The sequence below is a fragment of the Sphingomonas sp. 7/4-4 genome (assembly GCF_027941955.1).
Lineage (GTDB): Bacteria > Pseudomonadota > Alphaproteobacteria > Sphingomonadales > Sphingomonadaceae > Sphingomonas.
In genome coordinates, this window is sequence record NZ_CP115960.1 from 2,588,009 (window position 1) to 2,610,969 (window position 22,961).

Consider the following 22,961-nt stretch of genomic DNA (forward strand, 5'->3'; position numbering starts at 1 on the left):
GGCCGCGCGCGCGCTGCAAGTTACACGCGGCTGACATGCGTGTTCAGGGGCTATTCAATGGCCGGACCCTATGCCATGCGGATGAAGATGCTGGCGAAACCGGTTTTATGCGCGTGCCTGGCAGGCCTCTCGCTCGTCGGGAGTGCCGACGCGCGCGTCCTTTCGATCGGGCAGGACAGCAATCAGGAGGCCGCCAACCAGCGCCGGCAGAGAGGCCAGAACCTTCCGGTCCGCGAGATCGAGCGCCGGGTGATCCCCGCGTTCCCGGGGCGCAATATCTCGGATTCGATTACGATCCCGGCACGGACATTTACACGCTCAAGTTCCTGCGCAATGGATCGGTGATCTGGGTGGATGCCGACGGACGGACGGGCAACATCATTCGACGCACGGGCAATTGAGCGCCGGCTACGGGCGCGAGCACAGGGATTAGAGCATGCGACTTTTGATTGTCGAGGACGAACCCAATCTCGGACAGCAGCTCCGCAACGCGCTGGAAGGCGCGGGCTATGCGGTCGATCTCGCCACCGATGGCGAGGAGGGCCATTTCCTCGGCTCTACCGAGCAATATGACGCGGTGATCCTCGACCTCGGCCTGCCCGAGATCGACGGGCTGACCGTGCTCGATCGCTGGCGCAAGGAAGGCAAGACCACGCCGGTGCTGGTATTGACCGCGCGCGACAGCTGGTCGGACAAGGTGGCCGGGCTCGACGCCGGCGCCGACGATTATGTCGCCAAGCCCTTCCAGACCGAGGAACTGATCGCCCGCCTCCGCGCGCTGATCCGCCGCGCTTCGGGCAATGCGTCCGCAGAGCTCATTGCCGGCGATATCCGGCTCGACACCCGCTCGGGCAAGGTCACCAAGGCGGGCGAGCCGGTCAAGCTGACCGCGCAGGAATATAAATTGCTCAGCTATCTGCTCCATCACAAGGGCAAGGTGGTCAGCCGCACCGAGCTGATCGAGCATATCTACGACCAGGATTTCGACCGCGATTCGAACACGATCGAAGTGTTCGTGACGCGCATCCGCAAGAAATTGGGCGCCGACGTGATCACTACCATCCGGGGGCTGGGCTACAGTCTCGAGGAACCCGCGGACGCCTGAGATGGACATATCCGGGGACAGCGTCCCGTCCCCCGTGAGCGACGAAGCGGCGATCGAGCCGCAGCCCCGCCAATATGCACGCGCCCGCGGCTCGGTGAGCCGGCGGATGATCCTGATCGCCAGCACGTGGATCTTCGTGCTGCTGGTAGGCGGCGGCGTCGCGCTCGACCGCGTGCTGACCACTGCACTCGAGCGCAATTTTAACGAACAGCTCGACTATTTGCTCAACTCGATGATCGTCACGGCCGAGCTCGGGCCCAGCGGCGAAGTGGTGAACAACCGCGAGCTCGCCGACCAGCGTTTCCTCGAGCCCGGCTCGGGCGCCTATTGGCAGATCAGCGGCGGGGGATTCGAGCCCTACAAGTCGCGCTCGCTCTGGGACCGCACGCTGCGCGTCAACCAGCGCCACGACGACCGCGACGTCCACATCTACGACAGCGACGAGTTCGTCGACAAAACCCCGCGCGCCGACCGCGACTCTGATGAGTCAAGCAACCAGCTTCTGCGGATCGCCGAGCGCGACATCAAGATGCCCGGCTCGCCGGTGCGCTGGAGGTTCCAGGTGGCGCAGAGCCGAGACGGGCTGAATGCGCAGATCGCAACGCTTCGCCGGACCCTGGTGCGCAGCTTCGTGCTGCTTGGCCTCGGGCTGATCGTGATGGTCGGGCTGCAGACCTGGTACGGCCTGCTGCCGCTGCGGAAGGTGCGCAAGGAGATCGCGCGGCTGCGCGCGGGCAAATCGAAGCGGATCGAGGACCGGATGCCCGCCGAAATCGCGCCGATGGTCGAGGAATTGAACGCTTTGGTCGAGCATAACGATCGCCAGGCCGAGGAGGCTCGGCGACATGCCGGCAATCTCGCCCACGCGCTCAAGACCCCGCTCAGCGTGATCATGAACGCCGCCGCGGCGGGTCAGGACGATCTCGGCCCGACGGTGATCCGCGAGGCGCGGACGATGCGTCGCCAGATCGACCACCACCTTGCCCGCGCCCGCGCCGTCGGCCGCCGCGGCAGCGCGCACAGCCGCGCGCAGGTCTGGCCGTCGGTCGAGGCGGTCGAGCGCGCGGTGGCACGGCTCTACCCCAATGTCCGCATCGACGTGGACGGCCAGAAGGACCTGATCGCGCATATCGAGCGGCAGGACCTCGACGAGATCCTCGGCAATCTGGTGGAGAATGCCGCCAAATATGGCGGGGGCAGCGTGTTCATCACCGCGGGCGTGCAGGCGGGGTTCGTCGAGATCATCGTCGAGGACGACGGCCGCGGCATCCCCGAGGCGGACCGCATCCGCATCTTCGACCGCGGCGTCCGTCTCGACAGCGGCAAGCCCGGCACCGGGCTCGGCCTCGCCATCGTCCGCGACGTCGCGGAGATTTACGACGGCACCGTCAGCCTTGAGGAGAGCGACGATCTCGGCGGACTGCTCGTGCGCCTGCGGCTGCCGGCGGCGAGCTGAGCGTCTGGGGAAATAAAAATCCTCCCTCGCGAAGCGGGGAGGTGGCGCGCGTAGCGTGACGGAGGGGGCGTAGCCGCAAGTACATAGCTCGCGGAGAGGCCCCTCCACCAGCTTCGCTGGTCCCCTCCCCGCTTCGCGAGGGAGGATTTAGAACGAGCGCATCGCTTCGGCGGCGATCGTGAGGCTTTTCCTGCGCGCGTCGTGATCGAACATCGCGCTGGTGAGCATCAGCTCGTCGGCGCCGGTGCGGGCGATAAAGGCAGCGAGTTGATCGCGGACCTTGTCCGGCCCACCGATCGCGCTGGCCGAGAGCACCTGATCCAGCATCACATTGCCCTGCGGGCCGAGGCTTTCGCGATAGCCGTGCACCGGTGGCGGCAGCTGGATGCCCCGCCCGGTGCGGATCGCCACGAAAGCCTGTTGCTGCGACGTCGCGAGATACGCTGCCTCCTCGTCGCTGTCGGCGGCGAAGACGTTGAAGCCGAGCATCAGATGCGGCTTTTCGAGCGCTGCCGAGGGGCGGAAGTTGCGGCGGTACATGTCGCTCGCCTCGTCGAGCAGCCCCGGCGCGAAATGCGAGGCGAAGGCATAAGGCAGTCCCAGCGCCGCCGCCAATTGCGCGCCGAACAGGCTGGAGCCGAGGATCCATAGATCGACCTTCGCCCCCGCCCCGGGCGTGGCGCGAACGCCGGTCTGGCCATCGTCGGCGAAATAGCTCTGCAGCTCGATCACGTCCTGCGGGAAGTCGTTGCCGTCGCCGCCCAGCCCACGCCGGATCGCCGCCGCGACGCGCTGGTCCGAACCCGGCGCGCGGCCCAGCCCGAGATCGACGCGGCCGGGGAAGAGCGCGTCGAGCGTGCCGAACGCCTCCGCGACCTGCAACGGCGAATGGTTGGGGAGCATGATGCCCCCGCCCCGACACGGATCGTCGCGGTTGCCGCGCCGACATGGGCGATGACCACGGCGGTGGCGGCACTGGCGATCCCCTCCATGCCGTGATGCTCGGCGACCCAATAGCGGGTGAAGCCCAGGCTTTCGGCATGGCGCGCGAGATCGGCGGCATTGGCGAGCGCCTGGCCGGCGCTCCCGCCCTGGACGATGGGAACGAGATCGAGCAGCGAATATGCGGTCATGGGAGCGGAGATGGGGCGCACCCCGCCCGAGCGCCACCCGAAGCTTTGCTTTCAGGCGGGCAAGAAGCTTCTCGGGAATACCCCGGGGTCCACCTTGCGGCACTCGCGTCCACTGCCTAGAGCCCGGGACGATGCTTCCCGCGCTCTCGCATATCCGCAACTGGATCTTCGATCTGGACAACACGCTCTATCCGGTGAGCGCGAACCTGTTCGCGATGATCGATGCACGGATCGGCGACTATGTCCGCACCCTGCTGAACTGTACGCCCGAGGAGGCGCACCGCATCCAGAAGGGCTATTTCCACGCGCACGGCACCACGCTGTCGGGACTGATGGCCGACCACGGCACCGATCCGCATCACTATCTCGCCGACGTCCACGATGTCGACATGAGCGTGCTGACACGCAACGAGGCGCTGATCGAGGCGCTGACGCGGCTGCCGGGGCGCAAACTGGTCTTCACCAACGGCGACGCGCCTTATGCGGGGAAGGTGCTCGACCGGCTGGGGCTGGGTGAGACCTTCGAGGCGATCCACGACATTCACGCGACCGAATATCGCCCCAAGCCCGATCCCTCGGCCTATCAGGGGTTGTGCGACGCCTATGGCCTGGACCCGAAAGAGTCGCTTTTCGTCGAGGACATGGCGCGCAATCTGAAGCCCGCCAAGGCGATCGGCATGACCACGGTGTGGATCGACAACGGCTCCGAGCAGGGACCCGACGAGGGCCGCAACTTCATCGACTATACCGTGACCGACCTCGGCCAATGGCTGCACGAAATTTTGGAGGATTGACGTGACCGACCTCGCCGCAACCATCGACGCCGCCTGGGAAGACCGGGCCAATCTCGGCTTCGGAACCGGAGGCGCGGTGCGCGAAGCCGTCGCCGAGGCGCTCAACCTGCTCGACCGCGGCGAAGCGCGCGTCGCCGAACCGACCGCGGACGGCGGCTGGCAGGTCAACCAGTGGCTCAAGAAGGCGGTGCTGCTCAGCTTCCGGCTCAACGACAATGTCGTGATCGAGGGTCCCGGCGGCGCCGGCTGGTTCGACAAGGTGCCGAGCAAGTTCGCGGGCTGGGGCGAGGCGGCTTTCCGTGAGGCGGGCTTCCGCGCCGTGCCCGGATCGATCGTCCGCCACGGCGCGCATGTCGCCAAGGGCGCGGTGCTGATGCCGAGCTTCGTCAATATCGGCGCCTATGTCGGCGAGGGCACGATGGTCGATACCTGGTCGACAGTGGGAAGCTGCGCGCAGATCGGCAGGAACGTCCACCTTTCGGGCGGCGTCGGCATCGGCGGCGTGCTCGAGCCGCTCCAGGCGGACCCGGTGATCATCGGCGACGGTGCGTTCATCGGCGCGCGCGCCGAAGTGGCCGAGGGCGTGCGCGTCGGCGAGGGCGCCGTGCTGTCGATGGGCGTCTATCTCGGCGCCTCGACCAAGATCATCGACCGCGCGACCGGCGAGGTCCATCGCGGGCATGTGCCGCCTTATTCGGTGGTGGTGCCGGGCAGCACCGGCGGCGGCGACGGCAAGCCCGCGCTCTATTGCGCAGTGATCGTCAAGACGGTCGACGCGCAGACGCGGAGCAAGACCGGGATCAACGAGTTGCTGCGCGATTGATGCCCTGATCGTCACCCCGGCGAAAGCCGGGGCCCAGAGCCACAAGTCGCGTCGCCCGTGACTCTGGATCCCGGCTTTCACCGGGATGACGGGATAGCGTAGAGCGTCGACATGACCGAACCCATGACCTATGGGCGCTATCTCGCGCTCGACCGGCTTCTCACTGCCCAGCATCCGCTGTCGGACCGGCACGACGAACTGCTGTTCATCATCATCCACCAGACCAAGGAGTTGTGGCTCAAGCAGATGATTGCCGAGTTGTTGCCGGCCAAGGCGCTGGTGCGCGAGGGGCGGCTGATCGAGGCGTATAAGGGGCTTGCCCGGGTGAGCCGGATCCAGGCGGTGATGACGCTGAGCTGGGACGTGCTCGCGACGATGACGCCGTCCGATTACACCCACTTCCGCGAAGTGCTGGGCCCAAGCTCGGGCTTCCAGTCGGACCAGTTCCGCGCAGTCGAGACCTTGCTCGGCGTGCGCGGCGGCGGCGTGCCGGGGCCGCTGACCACCGAATTCGCCGCGCAACCGAGCCTGTGGGACGATGCCAATGCCGCGCTCGCACGCGCCGGGTTCGACGTCCCCGCCGAAGCCCTGATGCGCAACTGGCCCGACAAATACGAGCCCAATGACCAAGTCCGCGCGGCCTGGACCGTGGTCTATCGCGATCCGACGACGCATTGGGACCTCTACCAGCTCGCCGAGAAACTGGTCGATATCGACGACGCGTTGGCGACGTGGCGGCACAAGCATGTCCTCACCGTCAGCCGGGTGATCGGCGGCAAGAAGGGCACCGGCGGCACCGCGGGCGTGCCCTATCTCGAATCGACTCTCGTCAAGCGCGCCTTTCCGGAGCTGTGGTCGCTCCGCACCGACCTGTGAAATCGTACAAGCACCTGTTCCAGCGGGCGATCGCCGCAGCGCCCGAACGGCTGCACTTCGCCGCGCATTCGCATCATTTGTGGCCCGATGCCTCTTATGTCGGCCAGCTCGCCGCATGGGAGGACGGGGTGCGCCTTGCCGACCGCAAATGGGAGCGCGTGATGGGCGAGATCTGGCCCGCGGCGCAGGGCCATGTCGCCGCCGAGCTGGAACTGCCCGACCCTTCGACGATCGTCTTCGCGCCCAACACACACGAATTGCTGCTGCGGATCGTCTCGGCGCTGCCCCGGCGACCGCTGCGCATCCTGACCAGCGACGGGGAATTCCACAGCTTCCGGCGGCAGAGCGCGCGGTGGGAAGAAGCGGGCAGCGCGGTGGTCGAACGCGTGCCGCTCGATTCGCTTGTCGAGCGGGCGGGTTCGGGCGCGCATGACCTGATCTTCGTCAGCCAGGTCCAGTTCGGCACGGGACACGTGTTCGACGGGATCGCCGAACTCGCGGCGCTGGCGCGTCCCGAGGGGCCGTGGGTGGTGATCGACGGCTATCACGGCTTCATGGCGCTCGAGACCGATCTCTCGGCAGTGGCGGACCGGGTGTTCTACCTCGCCGGCGGGTACAAATATGCGATGGCGGGCGAGGGCTGCGCGTTCCTCCATGCGCCACCGGGGTTCGGGCCGCGGCCGGAGACCACCGGCTGGTATGCCGAGTTCGACGATCTGTCGCTGCCCCCGGGCAGCGTGGGCTACGCACCCGATGCGCGGCGTTTCCTCGGCGCGACCTTCGATCCCTCGGGGATCTACCGGTTCGTCGCGGTGCGCGACATGCTGCGGCAGGAAGGACTGGGCACCGGCGACATCGCGGCGCATGCGGGCGCGCTGAAAGCGCATCTGCTGGCGGAGCTGCCGCTGAAGGCGGAGCTGCTCAATCCGGGATCGCCGGCGCGGTTCCTCGCATTGCGCTCGCCCGAGGCGGCGCGGTGGAAGGCGCGGCTCGAGGCGGAGGATGTGATCGTCGACGTGCGCGGCGACGTGCTGCGGATCGGGTTCGGGCTGTACCAGGACGCGCGCGATCTTGAGGGGCTGATCTGGGCGTTGAAGCGGGTCTGAAGGTGTCGCCACTCCACCGTTCGTGCTGAGCCTGTCGAAGCACGGTCTCAGGCAAATCGCTTGCGGATAGGCGCCCTTCGACAGGCTCAGGGCGAACGGAAGAAAGAGCGTTTGTTCAAAAACCTCAATGTGCGCCGCCGACCCGGGGCACGCCGAGCCGGGGGATCTCGATCTTGGGGCAGCGGTCCATCACTACCTCGAGCCCCGCCGCCTCGGCGCGCGCGGCCGCTTCCTCGTTGATCACGCCGATCTGGAGCCAGACCGATTTCGCCCCGGCGGCGATCGCCTCATCGACTGCCTCGCCCGCCGCGATGGAGCGGCGGAAGATGTCGACCATGTCGATGGGTTCGCCGATCTGGGCAAGGTCGCGGAACACGAATTCGCCGTGGATGTGCTCGCCGGTGATCTGCGGGTTGACCGGGATCACGCGGTAGCCGCGGCTCTGGAGATAGGCCATCACGCCGTAGCTCGGCCGATCGGGCCGGTCCGACGCGCCGATCATCGCGATCGTGCGCGTCTCCTCGAGCAACTGGCGAATGTCTTCGTCGCGGGTCAGCGGCATGGGCTTCAATCTCCGTTCGCGGCGAGCCAGTCATCCAGCCGTGCCGCCAGTGCAGCGAACGTCTCCGCCTGCGGGCCGTTCCCCGCCGCCGGCGGATCGCCTGCGTCCGAGGCGGTGCGGATCGTCAGTTCGAGGGGCACGCGGCCGAGAAACGGCAGCCCCATCTTCGCCGCCGCAGCCTCTGCACCGCCGCTGCCGAACGGATCCGAGATCTCGCCGCAATGCGGGCAGGCATAGCCGGACATGTTCTCGATCATGCCGACGATCGGCACGTTGACCTTGTTGAACAGGTCGATCGCCCGGGTCGCGTCGATCAATGCGAGATCCTGCGGCGTCGAGACGATGATCGCCCCGGCGGGCTTGTGCTTCTGGACCATCGTCAGCTGGAGATCCCCGGTGCCGGGCGGCAGATCCATGATCAACACTTCGGCATCGCCCCAATCGGCATCGACCATCTGGCCGAGCGCCCCGCCCGCCATCGATCCGCGCCACGCGATCGCCTGCCCGTCGGGCACCAGCCCGCCCATCGAAAGCAACGGCACGCCGAATTTGGTCTGCACCGGGATCAGAGTCTTTCCGCGCGCCTGCGGCCTTATGCCGTCGACGCCGAGCAGCCGGGTCTGCGAGGGCCCGTAGATATCGGCATCGACCAGTCCGACCCGCCGGCCGCGCTTCGCCAGCGCGATCGCCAGATTCGCCGCGACGGTGGACTTGCCCACGCCGCCCTTGCCGCTGGCCACGGCGATCAGCCGCCGCGTGCGCCGCTCGCTGGTGAGCAGCACGCGGACTTCCATGACTCCCGGCGCGGCCTCGGCAGTGCGCCGGACATCGGCCTCGAGCTCGTCGCGCGCCTCGGGCCCGAGCCCGGTCACGTCGAGCACGATGCTCGCTTTGCCCCTTCGAAGCGCACCGTCGCGCGGCCCGCCGCGATCGGCGCGAGCGCCGCTTTCAAGCTCTCTGAGTCAGTCATTACGCGCCAGATAGGCGCACAATCGGCGGCTGCCACTGTAAATCCGCGTATGCGTCCTTATAAAGACAGGCATGATGAACCTATCGGGCTGGCGCGGACTGGCCGGCATCTTCAAGAACGAAGCCCCCAAGAGTCCGTGGGGCAGTGGCGGCGGCGGCTCCGGCAACGGGGGCGGCTCGGGCAATGGCGGCAATGGCGGCGGCCCGCGCAATCCCTGGTCCTTCCCGCCCGACGGCAAGCGTCCGCGCCCCGGCGCGACCAGCCTCGACGAGCTGCTCAAGCGTGCGCGCGGTGGTGGCGGCGGCTTTCCCGGACTTCCGTCCGGCAGCCGGCTGTGGATGCTGGTGATCGGCGGCCTGCTGCTGATCTGGGTACTCTACACCAGCATTCATCCGATCGGCCCGCGCGAACGCGGCGTCGTGACCACGCTCGGTTCCTATTCGGCCACGCTGACCCCCGGGGTTCGGCTGACCTTGCCCGCGCCGCTTCAGCTCGTCGACGTCGTGGATGTCGCCAATATCCGCACCGAGAATTTCCCGACCGGCGGCGAGAATCTGATGCTGACCGGCGACCAGAACATCGTCGACCTCGCTTATTCGGTGCGCTGGGACATCAGCAGCGCAGTCGACTACAAATTCCAGATCGCGCGGCCCGAGGACACCGTCCGCGCGACTGCCGAGAGCGCAATGCGCCAGATCGTCGCGACGACATCGCTCAACGAAGCCATCGGCCAGGGCCGTTCGCGGATCGAAGGCCAGGTCCAGGCGACGATGCAGCAGATCCTCGACCAATATCATTCGGGCATCCGCATCCAGGGCGTCGCGATTCAGAAGGCCGCCGCGCCGCAGCAGGTGGACGAGGACTTCAAGCAGGTCACCGCCGCGCAGCAGGAAGCGCAGGCCAACAAGAACAACGCCAATGCCTATGCCCAGCAGGTGCTCGCCCAGGCGCAGGGCGAAGCGGCCGAGTTCGACAAGATCTATGAGCAGTACAAGCTCGCACCCGAGGTGACCCGACGCCGCATGTATTACGAGACGATGGAACAGGTGCTTTCGCGCACCAACAAGACGATCGTCGAGGCGCCCGGCGTGACGCCCTATCTGCCGCTGCCGGCAGTGCGCGGCGGGGCAGCACGCCTGCGGCCGAGCCCACGGTCCGGCCCCAGGCCCAGGCAGGAGCGCAACGATGACCGCCAGCTGGCTCCGCAGCCCGATCGGCATCGCCGTCGCCGTGATCCTCGTGCTCGTGGTGATCATGAGCACGATCGCGATCGTCCCCGAAAGCAAGCAGGTCGTGATCCTGCGACTCGAACAGCCGCTCCGGACAATCAACGCCTATCGGGCCGGCGAGCAGTTCGGCCGCACCCAGGCGGGGCCGATCTTCCGCATCCCGTTCATCGACCGCGTCGTGTGGGTCGACAAGCGCGTGCTCGACATCGACCTGCCCAACCAGCCGGTGCTCTCCACCGATCAGTTGCGGCTCGAAGTCGATGCCTATGCCCGGTTCCGCGTGGTCGATCCGCTCAGGATGGTCGTAACCGTGGGTTCCGAAGAACGCGTGCGCGACCAGCTTCAGCCGCTATTCGGCTCGTCGCTGCGCAACGAGCTTGGCAAGCGGCCCTCGTCCACCTTGCTCAGCCCCGAGCGTGGCGAAGTGATGGACAATATCCAGAACGCGCTGCAGCGGCTCGCCAGCCAATACGGCGTCGAGATCGTCGACGTGCGGATCAAGCAGACCGAGCTGCCGACCGGATCGCCGCTCGACAGCGCACTCAACCGCATGGCGACGGCGCGGCGGCAGGAAGCGGCGACGATCAAGGCGCAGGGCCTGAAGGAAGCGCAGATCATCCGCGCGACTGCCCAGGCGCAGGCCGCGCAGGTCTATGCCCAGGCATTCAACAAGGACCCCGCATTCTACGACTTCTACCGCGCGATGCAGTCCTATCGGGCGACCTTCCTCGCGCAGGGCGAAGGCAAGGGCGAAACGTCGATCGTGCTCTCTCCGCAGAACAGCTATCTGCGCGAGTTCATGGGGCAACGATGATCCTGCAACTTCGTTCATATTCAATCAGCGTTCAGCATTCGGGCGCGACAACCGCGCCCGAAACCTTGCCCATCCTTTGAAGGGATTCGTATCCGTGCGTTACGCCTACGCTCTTACCACTGCCCTTGCCCTGAGCGGCGCCGCCGCCGTGATGACCCTGAACACCACCGCCGGCGCGCAGACTGCGCAGAACGAGCCCGGCGCGATCCAGGCGAGCGCGCCGCGCGCCGGCGCGCCGATGAGCTTCGCCGACATGGTCGCCAAGCTCCAGCCCGCGGTGGTCAACATCTCGACCACGCAGCGCGTGCAGGTGAACACCAATCCGTTCGCGGGCACCCCGTTCGAGGGGCTGGTCCCGGGCCAGGGCGGCCAGCCGGTGACGCGCCAGGCGGAATCGCTGGGATCGGGCTTCCTGATTTCGGCCGACGGCTACATCGTGACCAACAACCATGTCGTCACCGCGGGCACCCGCGGCGCCGTGGTCGAATCGATCACCGTCACGCTGACCGACCACAAGGAATACAAGGCACGCCTCGTCGGCCGTGATGCGCAGTCGGACCTCGCCGTGCTCAAGATCGACACAACCAACCTGCCCTTCGTTCGCCTGGGCGATTCCAATCAGGCGCGCGTGGGCGATTGGGTGGTCGCGATCGGCAGTCCCTTCGGCCTGGGCGGATCGGTGACCGCCGGCATCGTGTCGGCATTGCATCGCTCCACCGTGGGCGGGGCGTTCGACCGTTTCATCCAGACCGACGCCTCGATCAACCGCGGCAATTCGGGCGGTCCGCTGTTCGACCTCAGCGGTAACGTGATCGGGATCAACTCGCAGATCCTTTCGCCGACCGGCGGCAATGTCGGCATCGGCTTCGCCATTCCTTCGACCGAAGCCAAGCCGATTCTCGACCGGCTGATGAAGGGGCAGACGATCACCCGAGGCTATCTCGGCATCCAGATGCAGGAGCTCACCGCCGATCTCGCCGAATCGTTCGGCGTGCCCAAGAACGGCGGCACGATCGTCGCCCGCGTCGAACCCGGCCGGCCGGCGGAAAAGGCGGGCCTCCGCCAGGGCGACGTGATCGTCCGCGTCAACAACCAGGACGTCACGCCGGATCAGACGCTGAGCTACATCGTCGCCAATGTGGCGCCGGGCGCGCGCATCCCGATCGAGCTGATCCGCGACGGCAAGCGCCAGACCGTCACCGTCACCGTCGGCACGCGCCCGGCCGAGGAAGAACTCGCGCAGCAGTTCGATCTCGACGACAATGACAGCGGTCCGCAGGACGGCGAGACGACCGCGGCCGCATCGCTCGGCGTCGCCGTGACGCCGCTGACGCCGCAGATCGCGCGCCAGATCGGTGCCGATGCCAATGCCCAGGGCGTCGTCGTGGTGCAGGTCGATGCGAGCAGCGATGCCGCCGGCAAGGGCCTTACCCGCGGCGACCTGATCACCACGGCCAACCGCATCCCGGTGCGCACCGCGGCGGATCTGGCGCGGATCGTGGGCCAGGCGAAGAGCGGCGGCGCCAAGCAGGTGCTGCTGTTCGTCCAGCGCCGCGGGCTCGGCCGTTATGTGACGGTGCAGATTCCCGGCTGAGCGATCACGTTCGACGGCTGACTATTGCCCGTTTCTCCCCTAGAACGATCTCCTGAAAGGGAGTTGGTCATGGCGGGAGAGACGGGCATTTTCATAGGCACGGCCGGCGAAGCCCGGCAGGAGCTGGTGCTCCGCCGCGCCAATCGCCACGGGCTGATCGCCGGCGCGACCGGCACCGGCAAGACCGTGACACTGCAGGGACTAGCTGAGGGCTTCTCGGCGGCGGGCGTTCCGGTGTTCGTAGCCGACGTGAAAGGCGACCTTTCCGGGCTGGGCATGGCCGGATCGCCGACCGCGAAGACCCATGAGATCTTCGCGAAGCGGGCGCAGGAGATCGGCGATACCGAATGGCGCTATGGTGCGCTGCCGGTGCAGCTCTGGGACCTGTTCGGCGAGCAGGGACACCCGATTCGCGCGACCATTTCGGAAATGGGGCCGCTGCTGCTCGCGCGGCTGCTCGACCTCAACGAGACGCAGGAAGGCGTGCTCAACGTCGTCTTCCACGTCGCCGACGAGGAAGGACTGCTGCTGCTCGATCTCGACGATCTGCAGTCGATGCTCGCGCATTGCGCCGATCGCGCGGGCGAGCTCTCGACCAAGTTCGGCAACATCACCAAGCCCAGCGTCGGCACGATCCAGCGCCAGCTGCTGCAGCTGCGGGCACAGGGCGCCGAACATTTCTTCGGCGAGCCCGCGCTCGACATCAGCGAGTTCATTCGCACCGACGAGAACGGGCACGGGGTGGTCAACATCCTCGCCGCCGACAAATTGATGTCCAGCCCGCGGCTCTATGGCAGCTTCCTGCTGTGGATGCTTTCCGAGCTGTTCGAGACGCTTCCCGAAGTGGGCGACCCCGACAAGCCGAAGCTCGTTTTCTTCTTCGACGAAGCGCATCTGCTGTTCGACGACGCCCCCAAGGCGCTGCTCGACAAGATCGAGCAGGTCGTGCGGCTGATCCGATCGAAGGGCGTCGGCGTCTATTTCGTCACGCAGAACCCGATCGACATCCCCGAGGACGTGGCGGGGCAGCTCGGCAACCGCGTGCAGCACGCGCTGCGGGCATTCACGCCCAAGGACGCCAAGGCAGTGCGATCGGCGGCGGAAACCTTCCGCGCCAATCCGGACGTCGATGTCGCGACGGTGATCACCGAGCTGAAAGTCGGCGAGGCGCTGGTTTCGGTGCTGCAGGAGGACGGTTCGCCCTCGCCGGTGCAGCGCACGCTGATCCGCCCGCCGGGCACGCGTGTCGGCCCGCTCGCGCCCGAGGAACGGGCAGTGCTGGTGACCACCGATGCGGTGGGCGACAAATACGACACGCCGATCGACCGCGAATCGGCCGAGGAGATCCTCGCCGCGAAAACCAACGAAGCGGTCGCCGCCGCCGCCGAGGCGCAGGCCGAGACCGAGGCCGACAAGGCCGCCGCGGCGCAGGCCAAGGAGCAGGCGCGGCTGGCGAAGGAAGCCGAACGCACCCGTATCGCCACCGAGCGCGCGCAGGCGACGGCGACTTCGCCCTGGGCCAAGATGGCGACGTCGGCCGCCCGGTCCGCTTCGTCCTCGATCGGCCGGCAGGTCGCGAACGAGATCGGACGCGAGATTTTCGGCGGTTCCAAGAAGCGCTCCGGCGGGGGCCTGGGCGCGCAGCTGATACGCGGCGTGCTGGGCGGGCTGTTCAGGGGGTGACAAGCGCGGCATAGTATCTCCCGTTACCTTGGGGAGATAAGGACTTGGCGACCGACGCCGCGGCCCGCGCGCCGCTAGAACTCACGCTTCGCGGCGTTCTGCTGGGGGCAGTGATCACTATCCTGTTCACTGCGGCGAACGTCTATGCGGGCCTCAAGGTCGGGCTGACCTTCGCGACGTCGATCCCCGCCGCGGTGGTCTCGATGGCGATCCTGCGCTTCTTCCGCGGCGCCACGATCCTCGAGAACAACATCGTCCAGACGATCGCGAGCGCGGCGGGCACTCTCGCTGCCATCGTCTTCGTGCTGCCCGGGCTGATCATGGTCGGCTGGTGGTCGGGCTTCCCTTATTGGACCACCGTCGCCGTGTGCACCACGGGCGGCGTGCTGGGCGTGATGTTCTCGGTGCCGCTGCGCCGCGCATTGGTGACCGGCTCCGACCTTCCCTATCCCGAAGGCGTCGCCGCCGCCGAAGTGCTGAAGGTCGGATCGAACAGCGGCGCGGGCGATCTCGAAAATGCCACGGGACTGCGCGTGCTGATGCTCGGTTCGCTCTTCTCGGGCGGGTTCGCGCTGATCGCCAAGATGAAACTGGTCGCCGAGGAGGCGGGCAAGAATTTCGCGATCGGCGGCACCGCCACCGGCTGGTCGACCAGCTGGTCGATGCTGCTGATCGGCGTCGGCCACCTCGTTGGCATCTCGGTGGGCGCGGCGATGTTCTTCGGGATGATCATCTCGTGGACCGTGCTCGTGCCGTGGCTGGCTTCGAGCGGCGATCTTTCGGCCGGCGTCGATGCCCTGGTCGGCGGCACCTTCCGCGGGCAGGTGCGCTTCATCGGCGCGGGCACGATCGGCATCGCGGCGATCTGGTCGCTGCTTAAGATCATCGGCCCGATCATCGCCGGCCTCCGCTCGGCGCTGGCGGCGTCGCGCGCGCGCACCGCGGGCGAGACGCTCGACCTGACCGAGCGCGACTTGCCGATCGGCATCGTCGCATTGGTCACGCTCGCCACGCTCGTCCCGATCGCGTGGCTGCTCTGGGATTTCTCCGCCGGCGGCCCGGTGCACGATTATCCGATCGCAGTGATCGGTGGCACCTTGCTCTATCTGCTCATCGTCGGCGTACTGATCGCGGCGATCTGCGGATACATGGCGGGCCTGATCGGCGCGTCGAACTCGCCGGTCTCGGGCGTGGGCATCCTCGCGGTGCTCGGCGCATCGCTGCTGCTCGTGCTGATCTTCGGGCACGAGGCCGACCCGACGCGCACCAACGCGCTGATCGCCTATGCCTTGTTCACCACGGCGATCATCTTTTCGATCGCGACGATCTCGAACGACAATCTCCAGGACCTCAAGACCGGCCAGCTCGTCGGCGCGACGCCGTGGAAGCAGCAGGTCGCTTTGGTGATGGGGGTGGTGTTCGGCAGCCTTGCGATTCCGCTGGTACTCGACCTGCTCAAGAATACCCTCGGCTTCGTCGGCATGCCCGGCGCCGGACCGAACGCTCTGTCCGCGCCGCAAGCCGCGCTGATCTCGTCGATCGCCAAGGGCGTATTGGGCGGCGACATCGACTGGGGCCTGATCGGAATCGGCGTCGCGATCGGAGCGGGCGTGATCCTGCTCGACGAAACCCTCGGCCGCGCCCGCAAGATGCGGCTGCCGCCGCTCGCCGTGGGCATGGGCATCTATCTGCCGATGGCGCTCACCTTGCTGATCCCGGTGGGAGCGCTGATCGGCAGCCTGTACGACCGCTGGGCACGGCGCAGTGCCAATCCCGAATTCGCCGAGCGGATGGGTGTGCTGGCGGCGACCGGCCTGATCGTCGGCGAGAGCCTGTTCGGCGTGGCATTCGCGGGCGTGCTCGCCTGGGCGAACCGCCATTCGCCGATCCCGCCCAACGACGCGCCGCTGGCGCTGATGGGCGAAAGCTTCGAGAGCGTGGCGATGTGGCTGGCGCCCTTGTTCTTCTTCGGGCTGATCGCGATCGCCTATGCGATGACGCGACGGATGGTGGCCAGCGTGCCGCCTGTCTCCGAACCGCCGGTCGATCAGGACATCGCGAACTATCGGTGAACTCTTAATCCTCCCTCGCTTCAGCGGGGAGGTGGCACGCGCAGCGTGACGGAGGGGCTTGGCCGCGAGCGAACCGCCTGTGGAGAGGCCCCTCCGTCGCCTTCGGCGCCACCTCCCCGGTTCCCGGGGAGGATTAAAGATGGGTCAGTCCATCTGCTCGATTAGGGATTTGATCGGCACGAAGGCGAAGGCGACCGAGCTGTCGGCCACGCCGTAGGGAATGAACAGCTTGCTGCCGTGGCGGATCGCGCCGCAGGTGTAGACGACGTTGGGGACATAGCCCTCGCGGTCCTGATCCGCCGCCGCCAGCAAAGGCTCCTTCGAGCGCGCCAGCACCTTGGACGGATCGTTCTTGTCGAGCAGAGCCGCGCCGATCGAATATTTGCGCATCGCGCCGACGCCGTGGGTGAGCACCAGCCAGCCCTCGTCCACTTCGATCGGCGGGCCGCAATTGCCCATCTGGACGAGCTCCCATGGATATTGCGGCTTGATCAGCAGCTCGCCGCCTTCCCAATGGGTGATGTCGTCGGAGGTATGGAGGAAGATGTTCTCGCCGTCCTGCCGGCCGAGCATCATGTACTTGCCTTCGATCTTGCGCGGGAACAGCGCCATGCCCTTGTTGCGCGATGCGCCGCCGCTCATCGGCACCAGATCGATCGACCGCCAGTCGCGTGTGCGCATCAGCTCGGACTGGATCACCGAGCCGTTATAGGCCGTGTAGGTGCCGATCCATTCCTCGGTGCCGTCGTCATGGGTGAAGTGGCAGATGCGCAGATCCTCGAGCCCGTTGGACTGCGCCTTGGTGATCGGGAAGATCACCGTGCCCGACAGAGTCGAATCGCGGTGGCGATAGACCGTCACCGGCCCCTCGGGAATCCGCATCTCTTCCTCTTCGCGCGCATCGGCGGCAGTGGCGAAGGGCGGCTCGGGAGCGAGAGTCAGCTCGTTCTTGTCGGTGATGATGCCTTCGCGGAACGACACCGACGAGATGTGCCCTTCCCCACTGCGCGCAGCGACATGAGGATGCGCAGCGATCCCTTGGGCATGCCCGACTGATCGTAGTGCGGCACGGCGCTGGGGTTCATCAGCGCGGCGGCGGCATAGCTGTATTCGTGGCAGAAATAGGCGCCGAGCAGCTGGCGCTTCTCGTCGCCGATATCGCCGCCGTCGAGCTTGAGCATCTCCTCGATCTCGTCATAGCGCGTCATGAACACGCGGCGGGTCTGCCAGTGGCGCGCCTCGAAATCCTTGAGCACGATCTCGAGCTGGGCGCTCGCCTCGGCGGGCGACATCGCCAGCACTTCCTGAACGATGCGCTCGGAACGGCTGGGTCCCGAGCCGTTCTGCGCCCAGGCGATGTGAAAGGGGCGAACCACAACGCGCGACGGATCTGCCCGTAGCCGCAGCGTGTGATTGAACAATTCCTGCATTAACCCCCGATACCGTCCCGGTAGCCGGCGCGCAGGGTTACGCGACAGCGGTGCGCGGGGTGCTTGCCACGTTTTCGGCGGGCTTTGAAAGGGCGGAAATGGCACAATTCGCCAATTGGAGCGCCAGAATCGACTCGGCGCCCTGATTCCGGTTCAAACCGGTTGGCATCAGCCCGTCGAAGCACCCGCCGTCCGCTGCGGTGGCAAGCGGCAGTTCGAGGTCGTTCGCGCCGAGATACCAGCGATAGGCCCGCATCGCCTCTTCGCACCAGCGCTTGTCGCCGGTCGCCTGATAGGCCGCGACGCACGCATCGACCGTCGCCTGCGCCTCCAGCGGCTGCTGATCGAACTGCAGCGGTTCGGCATAAGGACGGCCGAAGCTCTCGCTGCCCACGGCGCGGAAACGGCCCTCGGGCGAGGTCTGGCGCCCGACGATCCAGTCGAGCGTCTCGAGGCCGACCTGGAGGAAATCCGGGCGGTGCAGCGCTTCGCCGGCGCGCAGCAGCGCCTCGGGAAGCCGGGCATTGTCATACGCCAGCACGATCTCGAACCACTGCCATTCGGGGCGTCGCGCCTCGTCGAGCAAAGTGATCAGTTCCTCGCCATAGCGGGTGAGGATCGTGCGCGAGAGCGCGTGGCCGGGATGCGCCTCGATCATCGCGGCGGCGCCGAGCATCGCAAAGGCGTGGCTGCGCGGCGCCTCGAGCTCGAGCGCGATCGACGCGGTATCGTCGAACAGCACCGAGGCCCAGTCGCGATGCTTCTGCGCCCGCGCATCGCGCGCCGTGACGCCGAGCGCCCAGATCGCGCGGCCGTTCGAATCCTCCGAGCCGACATCCTCGCACCAGGTGCGATCGAAATTCATGAAATTGCGGAAGCGGCGCTCATCGGGATTCCACGCATATTGGACGAACGAGGCATAGATGCTCGTCCACTTGTCGCGCACGCTTTCGTCGATCCCGTCGATCTTCGACATCAGGATCAGCGCGCGGGCATTGTCGTCGATGCAATAGCCATGGCGGCGATCGGGCACCGAATAGATCGAATGCTGGAGCATGCCGGTCGAATCGCTCATCCGCTCGACCGCGGCGAGAGTGGGCTTCAGCGTGGCGAGCTCGGCCGGCGCCTTGTGGAAGCGGTGCGGCTTGGCGGCGACGATCGCGCCGAGCTCGACCATCGCATTCTCGGCGAGGCGCGGCCAGATCATCGTGCGGCCGCGGGCATAAGCGCGCTGCGCCAGCGCCAGCCGCTCCTGCCCGTCGGTCAGCAGCCGGTCGATCTCGCGCGCGAAGCCGGCGCTGTCGCCGAAATTGACGAGCACGCCGTGATCGTCGGCCAGGATTTCGGTGGCGTGGACATAGGGGTGGAGATCACCGGTTTGCCGACGCCGACCGCGTAGGAGAGCGTTCCCGAAGTGATCTGCGCCGGGTTGGTGTAGGGCGTGACGTACAGATCCGCCGCCTCGAGATAATCGATCAGCTCGTCATGTTCGACGAACGCGTCGATGAACTGGACATGCCCGGCGACGCCCTTTTCCTCGGCAAGCGCTGTGAGGCGATCGCGATAGGCCTCGCCTTCGTGCGCGACGAGGTTCGGATGCGTCGCACCGAGCACGACGTAGAGCGCCTGCGGGTGATTGGCGACGATCTGGGGCAGCGCCGCGATCATCGTCTCGATGCCCTTGTTGGGGGCGAGCAGGCCGAAGGTCAGCACGACTTCGCGGCCTTCCCAGCCGAACCGGGGCTTCATACTGTCCGGATCGGCAAAAGCGCGATCGGGCACACCGTGCGGGATCATCACGATGCTCTTGTCGTCGGCGCCGTGCACGCGCTTGAGGATATCGCGGCCCTTCTCGGCCATGACGATGATCCGCGACGAGCGGCGCAGCAGAGCCTCCATCACCCGGCGCTCGTCGGCGCTGGGCCGTTCGAGCACGGTGTGGAGCGTGGTGATGATGGGAATCGAGAGCCGATCGGTCAGCGCGATCAGGAACTCGCCCGCGGGGCCGCCATAGATGCCGTATTCGTGCTGGATCCACAGCGCCTGCGCGCCGCTCGCCTCGATCGCGCGGGCCGCGTCGAGATAGGCGGCGCGATCATGCTGCGGGATCGCGCGGGTGACGGCATCGGGATAATCGTAGCGGCCGGGATGATCGTCCATCGCATAGACGTCGACCTGAAGATCGGGATAGCGCTGCTGGAGCGCGTTGTAAGTGTCGGTCGTGTAGGTCGCGAGGCCGCACTTGCGCGGAAGAAAGTTGCCGAGAAGCGCGAGGCGGGTGATCCCCTGTCCGAGCATGAACGGCGCCATTCGTTTTCCTTCGCTATTGCAACCAATCAGGCCGTCGTAAGCCCGCGACACGTCTCCCAACTCTTGCTAAGCAATATGGTTTCATTCTTGTTGCAATGCAACATAAATGAATCCGACGAACCGTGCCGTAAATCTGAGGTTCAGCCTCGGCCGCGGTAACCCGGCACGTCCTGCGGCGGAATCCAGACGCCGGCGGGGGCCTCGCCCGACTGCCAGAAGACGTCGATCGGGATGCCGCCGCGCGGATACCAATAGCCGCCGATCCGCAGCCATTCGGGCTTCATCTCCGCGAACAGCCGCTCGCCGATGCCGACGGTGCAATCCTCATGGAACGCGCCGTGATTGCGGAAGCTGCCGAGGAACAGCTTGAGCGACTTGGATTCGACGATCGTCTCGCCGGGCACATAGTCGATCACGAGATGCGCGAAATCGGGCTGCCCGGTGATCGGGCAGAGCGACGTGAATTCGGGGGCGGCGAAGCGGATCATGTACCGGCTGCCGGGGCGCGGATTGGCGACGTAATCGAGCTCCGCTTCCTCCGGCGTGGCGGGGAGGCTGGAGGTCTGGCCGAGATGCTTGGGCACGCCGGAAGCTCGACGCTCCGTATTCGACGGAGAGCGCTCAAATGTAACGCAGCCCTTGAACATATTCACTTCGCACGTCCGCCACCCGGCGCTTTGCCAAACTTGCGAATGCCGATGCGTGCTGTCATCGGTTTGGTTCGCCCACCATGCTTGGTGTTCGTAGGCGCTCCTCGGGAGTGGCACCCCCACGACCTCCTCGATCTGCTTGAAGTATGCAGTCCAGCGGTCGGTCTCGAGGCTGGAGAGATGGTCTCCAAGCTTGGAAAATTTGCTCATCATCAATCCTTTGATATATACACTGTATATAACTGTATATTTCTCAGGTCAAGCGGAGTCGACGCGTCTATCCGGTGCCTCTAGAAGGCGAGCTTATGCACGCACTCGTAACGACAGAGTGGCTGGCAGGCGCATTGGGCTCGGAAGGCCTCGTGATCCTCGACGCCACCTACACCTCGACGCTGCCGGGATCGGCGAAGCAGGACCCCAAAGTCGAATATGCCGTGGGGCATATCCCAGGCGCATTACTGCTCGATCTCGATACCTTGGTCGACGCGGACGATCCGCTCCCGTCGATGCTGCCGCAGCGCGACCTGTTCGAGGCGCGGATGGCGGATCTGGGCATCACCGCGGAGAGCCGCGTCGTCCTGTACGACAACAGCCCGCACCACACGTCGTGCCGGGCATGGTGGGTGCTGGGGCGGTTCGGAATCGAGGCGGCCTTGCTCGACGGCGGCATCGCGAAGTGGACGGCGGAGGGGCGACCCGTCGAACGGGAGGTTCTGAACCCCGCTCGCAGCCGGTTCGAGGCCGGAGCGCCGCGAACGCAGGTGCGCAGCCTCGTCGAGATGCAGGCGACCGACGAGCAGATCGTCGACGCGCGTTCGGCGGCACGCTTCACCGGCGACGAGCCCGATCCGCGCAAGGAATGCGCGCCCGGCCATATCCCCGGATCGAAGAACATCCCGCAGGGCCGCTTCTTCGAGGCGGACGGCACCTGGAAGTCGCCCGAGAAGCTCCGCGCCCTGTTCGAGGAGGCGGGTCTCGATCTCGGCAAGCCGCTGGTGGCGACCTGCGGATCGGGGATCACCGCGTCGGTGATCGCCTTCGCCGCGCATCTGCTGGGCCGCGACGTGCCGGTCTATGACGGCAGCTGGTCCGAATGGGGGCGCTTGCCGCCACGCCTAAGGCGGTGGGCCCGGCATGAGCGACGAGAAGGACGCGACAAAGGTCGTCCAGGCCGGCCGGCGATCCGAGTGGACGCAGGGCATCGTCAATCCGCCGGTGTGGCGCGCCTCGACGATCCTCTACGATTCGGTCGCCGAGCTCCGCGCGCGCGGAGCGGCGGATACGCACCACAAGCTGTTCTACGGCCGGCGCGGCACCCCGACCCAATGGTCGCTCGCCGAGGCGCTGACCGAGCTCGAGCCCGGCGCCGAGGCGACTTTGCTCTATCCCTCCGGTGTCGCGGCAGTGGCGGCGGCGTTGCTCGCAGTGCTCTCGCCCGGTGACGAATTGCTGCTGGTGGACAGCGCCTATGATCCGACCCGCAACCTCGCGAACGGACTGCTCGAGCGCTTCGGCATCACCACGACCTTCTACGATCCGCTGATCGGCGCCGGGATCGCCGAACTCTGCACGGATCGGACCAGGGCGATCTTCATGGAGAGCCCAGGCAGCCTGACCTTCGAAGTGCAGGACATTCCGGCGATCGTCGCCGTGGCGAAAGAGCGCGGGATAGCGACCCTGCTCGACAATACCTGGGCGACGCCCCTGCTGCTGCCCGCGATCCAGCTCGGCGTCGATTATTCGATCCTCGCCTGCACCAAATACGTCGTCGGCCATTCGGACGTGATGCTCGGATCGGTCACTGCCGCCGAGGGCCAATATGAGCGCCTCCGCGCCGTGACCTACCAGCTCGGCCAGACCGCCAGCCCCGACGACGCCTGGCTCGGCGCGCGCGGGCTCAGGACAATGGCGGTGCGGCTCGATCAGCACGGGCGCTCGGCGCTCAAGATCGCCAAGTGGCTCGAGACCCGGCCCGAAGTCGCGCGGGTGCTGCATCCGGCGCTGCCCGGATGCCCGGGGCACGAAGCGTTCGTACGCGACTTCCGGGGCGCGTCGGGGCTGTTCTCGTTCGTGCTGGACGGCGGATCGGACAAGGCGCGCACGGCGCTGATCGACGGACTGAGGCATTTCGGCATCGGCTATAGCTGGGGCGGGTTCGAGAGCCTCGCCATCCCGGTCGACCCGCAGCGCTATCGCAGCGCGACGAAATGGGAGGCCGAGGGGCCGATGGTGCGGCTCCAGATCGGGCTGGAGGATGCGGACGATCTGATCGCCGATCTCGAAGCCGGGCTCGCGCGCTACACTGCGGCGCGCGGCTGATGGAGCGGCTCGGGGCCTGGCTGGCGGGACATAAT

The 22,961-nt window shown here is 66.7% G+C and carries 14 protein-coding genes and 7 pseudogenes; 14 read left to right on the top strand and 7 right to left on the bottom strand.

All coding sequences use genetic code 11. The features are described from left to right. Positions 1-81 precede the first annotated feature (81 nt). The 3 genes from PIB19_RS13055 to PIB19_RS13065 all read left to right on the top strand — a co-directional run bounded on the left by PIB19_RS13055 (position 82) and on the right by PIB19_RS13065 (position 2,561). Positions 82-345: a hypothetical protein gene (locus tag PIB19_RS13055; RefSeq protein WP_271237722.1), complete on the top strand. Its 264-nt coding sequence runs from the start codon at positions 82-84 to the stop codon at positions 343-345. A 91-nt stretch (positions 346-436) separates the two neighbouring features. Beyond that, on the top strand, positions 437-1,105 hold the full coding sequence (locus PIB19_RS13060; protein WP_029937243.1) for a response regulator transcription factor: 669 nt from the start codon (positions 437-439) through the stop codon (positions 1,103-1,105). Between the two features lie 106 nt (positions 1,106-1,211). Further along, positions 1,212-2,561: a sensor histidine kinase gene (locus PIB19_RS13065; RefSeq protein WP_271240981.1), complete on the top strand. Its 1,350-nt coding sequence runs from the start codon at positions 1,212-1,214 to the stop codon at positions 2,559-2,561. Positions 2,562-2,708: 147 nt separating this feature from the next. Here the strand turns inward: PIB19_RS13065 and PIB19_RS13070 are convergent. Further along, positions 2,709-3,592 (bottom strand): annotated as a pseudogene (locus tag PIB19_RS13070) (LLM class flavin-dependent oxidoreductase). 233 nt (positions 3,593-3,825) lie between these two features. On the opposite strand from PIB19_RS13070, the gene PIB19_RS13075 reads away from it, so the two are divergent. The 4 genes from PIB19_RS13075 (at position 3,826) to PIB19_RS13090 (ending at position 7,293) form a co-directional block, all read left to right on the top strand. Further along, complete coding sequence (locus PIB19_RS13075; protein ID WP_271237723.1) at positions 3,826-4,488, top strand: pyrimidine 5'-nucleotidase; 663 nt, start codon at positions 3,826-3,828, stop codon at positions 4,486-4,488. 1 nt (position 4,489) lies between these two features. Further along, positions 4,490-5,311, top strand: a complete 822-nt coding sequence (dapD, locus tag PIB19_RS13080; protein WP_271237724.1) for a 2,3,4,5-tetrahydropyridine-2,6-dicarboxylate N-succinyltransferase — start codon at positions 4,490-4,492, stop codon at positions 5,309-5,311. A gap of 111 nt (positions 5,312-5,422) precedes the next feature. Further along, positions 5,423-6,187, top strand: coding sequence for a tryptophan 2,3-dioxygenase (locus PIB19_RS13085; RefSeq protein ID WP_271237725.1), 765 nt, complete (start codon positions 5,423-5,425; stop codon positions 6,185-6,187). Next, positions 6,184-7,293 (top strand): class V aminotransferase, encoded by a 1,110-nt coding sequence (locus PIB19_RS13090; RefSeq protein WP_271237726.1) that lies wholly within the window; start codon positions 6,184-6,186, stop codon positions 7,291-7,293. The genes PIB19_RS13085 and PIB19_RS13090 overlap by 4 nt, the downstream gene beginning before the upstream one ends. A 124-nt stretch (positions 7,294-7,417) precedes the next feature. Here PIB19_RS13090 and PIB19_RS13095 read toward each other — a convergent pair whose 3' ends face one another. Continuing rightward, positions 7,418-7,855, bottom strand: coding sequence for a CoA-binding protein (locus PIB19_RS13095; protein ID WP_271237727.1), 438 nt, complete (start codon positions 7,853-7,855; stop codon positions 7,418-7,420). Positions 7,856-7,860: 5 nt separating this feature from the next. Continuing rightward, positions 7,861-8,825 (bottom strand): annotated as a pseudogene (locus tag PIB19_RS13100) (P-loop NTPase). 338 nt (positions 8,826-9,163) lie between these two features. Here PIB19_RS13100 and hflK point away from each other — a divergent pair. The 5 genes and pseudogenes from hflK to PIB19_RS13125 form a co-directional block, all read left to right on the top strand. Then, a pseudogene (gene hflK, locus PIB19_RS23710) lies at positions 9,164-9,691 on the top strand (protease modulator HflK); the annotation flags it as partial. A 319-nt stretch (positions 9,692-10,010) separates the two neighbouring features. Next, a complete protein-coding gene (hflC, locus tag PIB19_RS13110; protein ID WP_271237728.1) occupies positions 10,011-10,868 on the top strand; it encodes a protease modulator HflC in 858 nt (285 codons plus the stop codon). Between the two features lie 94 nt (positions 10,869-10,962). Beyond that, positions 10,963-12,462, top strand: a complete 1,500-nt coding sequence (locus PIB19_RS13115) for a Do family serine endopeptidase (protein WP_271237729.1) — start codon at positions 10,963-10,965, stop codon at positions 12,460-12,462. A gap of 69 nt (positions 12,463-12,531) precedes the next feature. Beyond that, positions 12,532-14,145: a helicase HerA-like domain-containing protein gene (locus tag PIB19_RS13120; RefSeq protein ID WP_271237730.1), complete on the top strand. Its 1,614-nt coding sequence runs from the start codon at positions 12,532-12,534 to the stop codon at positions 14,143-14,145. Between the two features lie 44 nt (positions 14,146-14,189). Then, complete coding sequence (locus PIB19_RS13125) at positions 14,190-16,217, top strand: OPT family oligopeptide transporter (RefSeq protein ID WP_271237731.1); 2,028 nt, start codon at positions 14,190-14,192, stop codon at positions 16,215-16,217. A 144-nt stretch (positions 16,218-16,361) separates the two neighbouring features. On the opposite strand, the pseudogene PIB19_RS13130 reads toward PIB19_RS13125, so the two are convergent. The 4 genes and pseudogenes from PIB19_RS13130 to PIB19_RS23715 all read right to left on the bottom strand — a co-directional run. Next, a pseudogene (locus tag PIB19_RS13130) lies at positions 16,362-17,647 on the bottom strand (glycoside hydrolase family 130 protein). 37 nt (positions 17,648-17,684) lie between these two features. After that, positions 17,685-19,957: pseudogene (locus PIB19_RS13135) on the bottom strand (glycosyltransferase). A 140-nt stretch (positions 19,958-20,097) separates the two neighbouring features. Beyond that, on the bottom strand, positions 20,098-20,541 hold the full coding sequence (gene queF / locus PIB19_RS13140; RefSeq protein WP_271237732.1) for a preQ(1) synthase: 444 nt from the start codon (positions 20,539-20,541) through the stop codon (positions 20,098-20,100). A gap of 96 nt (positions 20,542-20,637) precedes the next feature. Then, positions 20,638-20,820 (bottom strand): annotated as a pseudogene (locus tag PIB19_RS23715) (DUF7662 domain-containing protein); the annotation flags it as partial. Between the two features lie 92 nt (positions 20,821-20,912). Here PIB19_RS23715 and PIB19_RS13145 point away from each other — a divergent pair. Next, positions 20,913-21,745, top strand: a pseudogene (locus PIB19_RS13145) (sulfurtransferase). Next, a complete protein-coding gene (gene metC, locus PIB19_RS13150) occupies positions 21,742-22,926 on the top strand; it encodes a cystathionine beta-lyase (RefSeq protein WP_271237733.1) in 1,185 nt (394 codons plus the stop codon). Before PIB19_RS13145 ends, metC begins: the two are co-directional and overlap by 4 nt. The last annotated feature ends 35 nt before the right edge of the window (positions 22,927-22,961 follow it).

Coding starts and splice junctions, on each gene's coding strand:
- PIB19_RS13055 (WP_271237722.1), top strand. CDS start 82: ATGAAGATGCTGGCGAAACCGGTTTTATGCGCGTGCCTGGCAGGCCTC.
- PIB19_RS13060 (WP_029937243.1), top strand. CDS start 437: ATGCGACTTTTGATTGTCGAGGACGAACCCAATCTCGGACAGCAGCTC.
- PIB19_RS13065 (WP_271240981.1), top strand. CDS start 1,212: ATGATCCTGATCGCCAGCACGTGGATCTTCGTGCTGCTGGTAGGCGGC.
- PIB19_RS13075 (WP_271237723.1), top strand. CDS start 3,826: ATGCTTCCCGCGCTCTCGCATATCCGCAACTGGATCTTCGATCTGGAC.
- PIB19_RS13085 (WP_271237725.1), top strand. CDS start 5,423: ATGACCGAACCCATGACCTATGGGCGCTATCTCGCGCTCGACCGGCTT.
- PIB19_RS13095 (WP_271237727.1), bottom strand. CDS start 7,855: ATGCCGCTGACCCGCGACGAAGACATTCGCCAGTTGCTCGAGGAGACG.
- hflC (WP_271237728.1), top strand. CDS start 10,011: ATGACCGCCAGCTGGCTCCGCAGCCCGATCGGCATCGCCGTCGCCGTG.
- PIB19_RS13120 (WP_271237730.1), top strand. CDS start 12,532: ATGGCGGGAGAGACGGGCATTTTCATAGGCACGGCCGGCGAAGCCCGG.
- metC (WP_271237733.1), top strand. CDS start 21,742: ATGAGCGACGAGAAGGACGCGACAAAGGTCGTCCAGGCCGGCCGGCGA.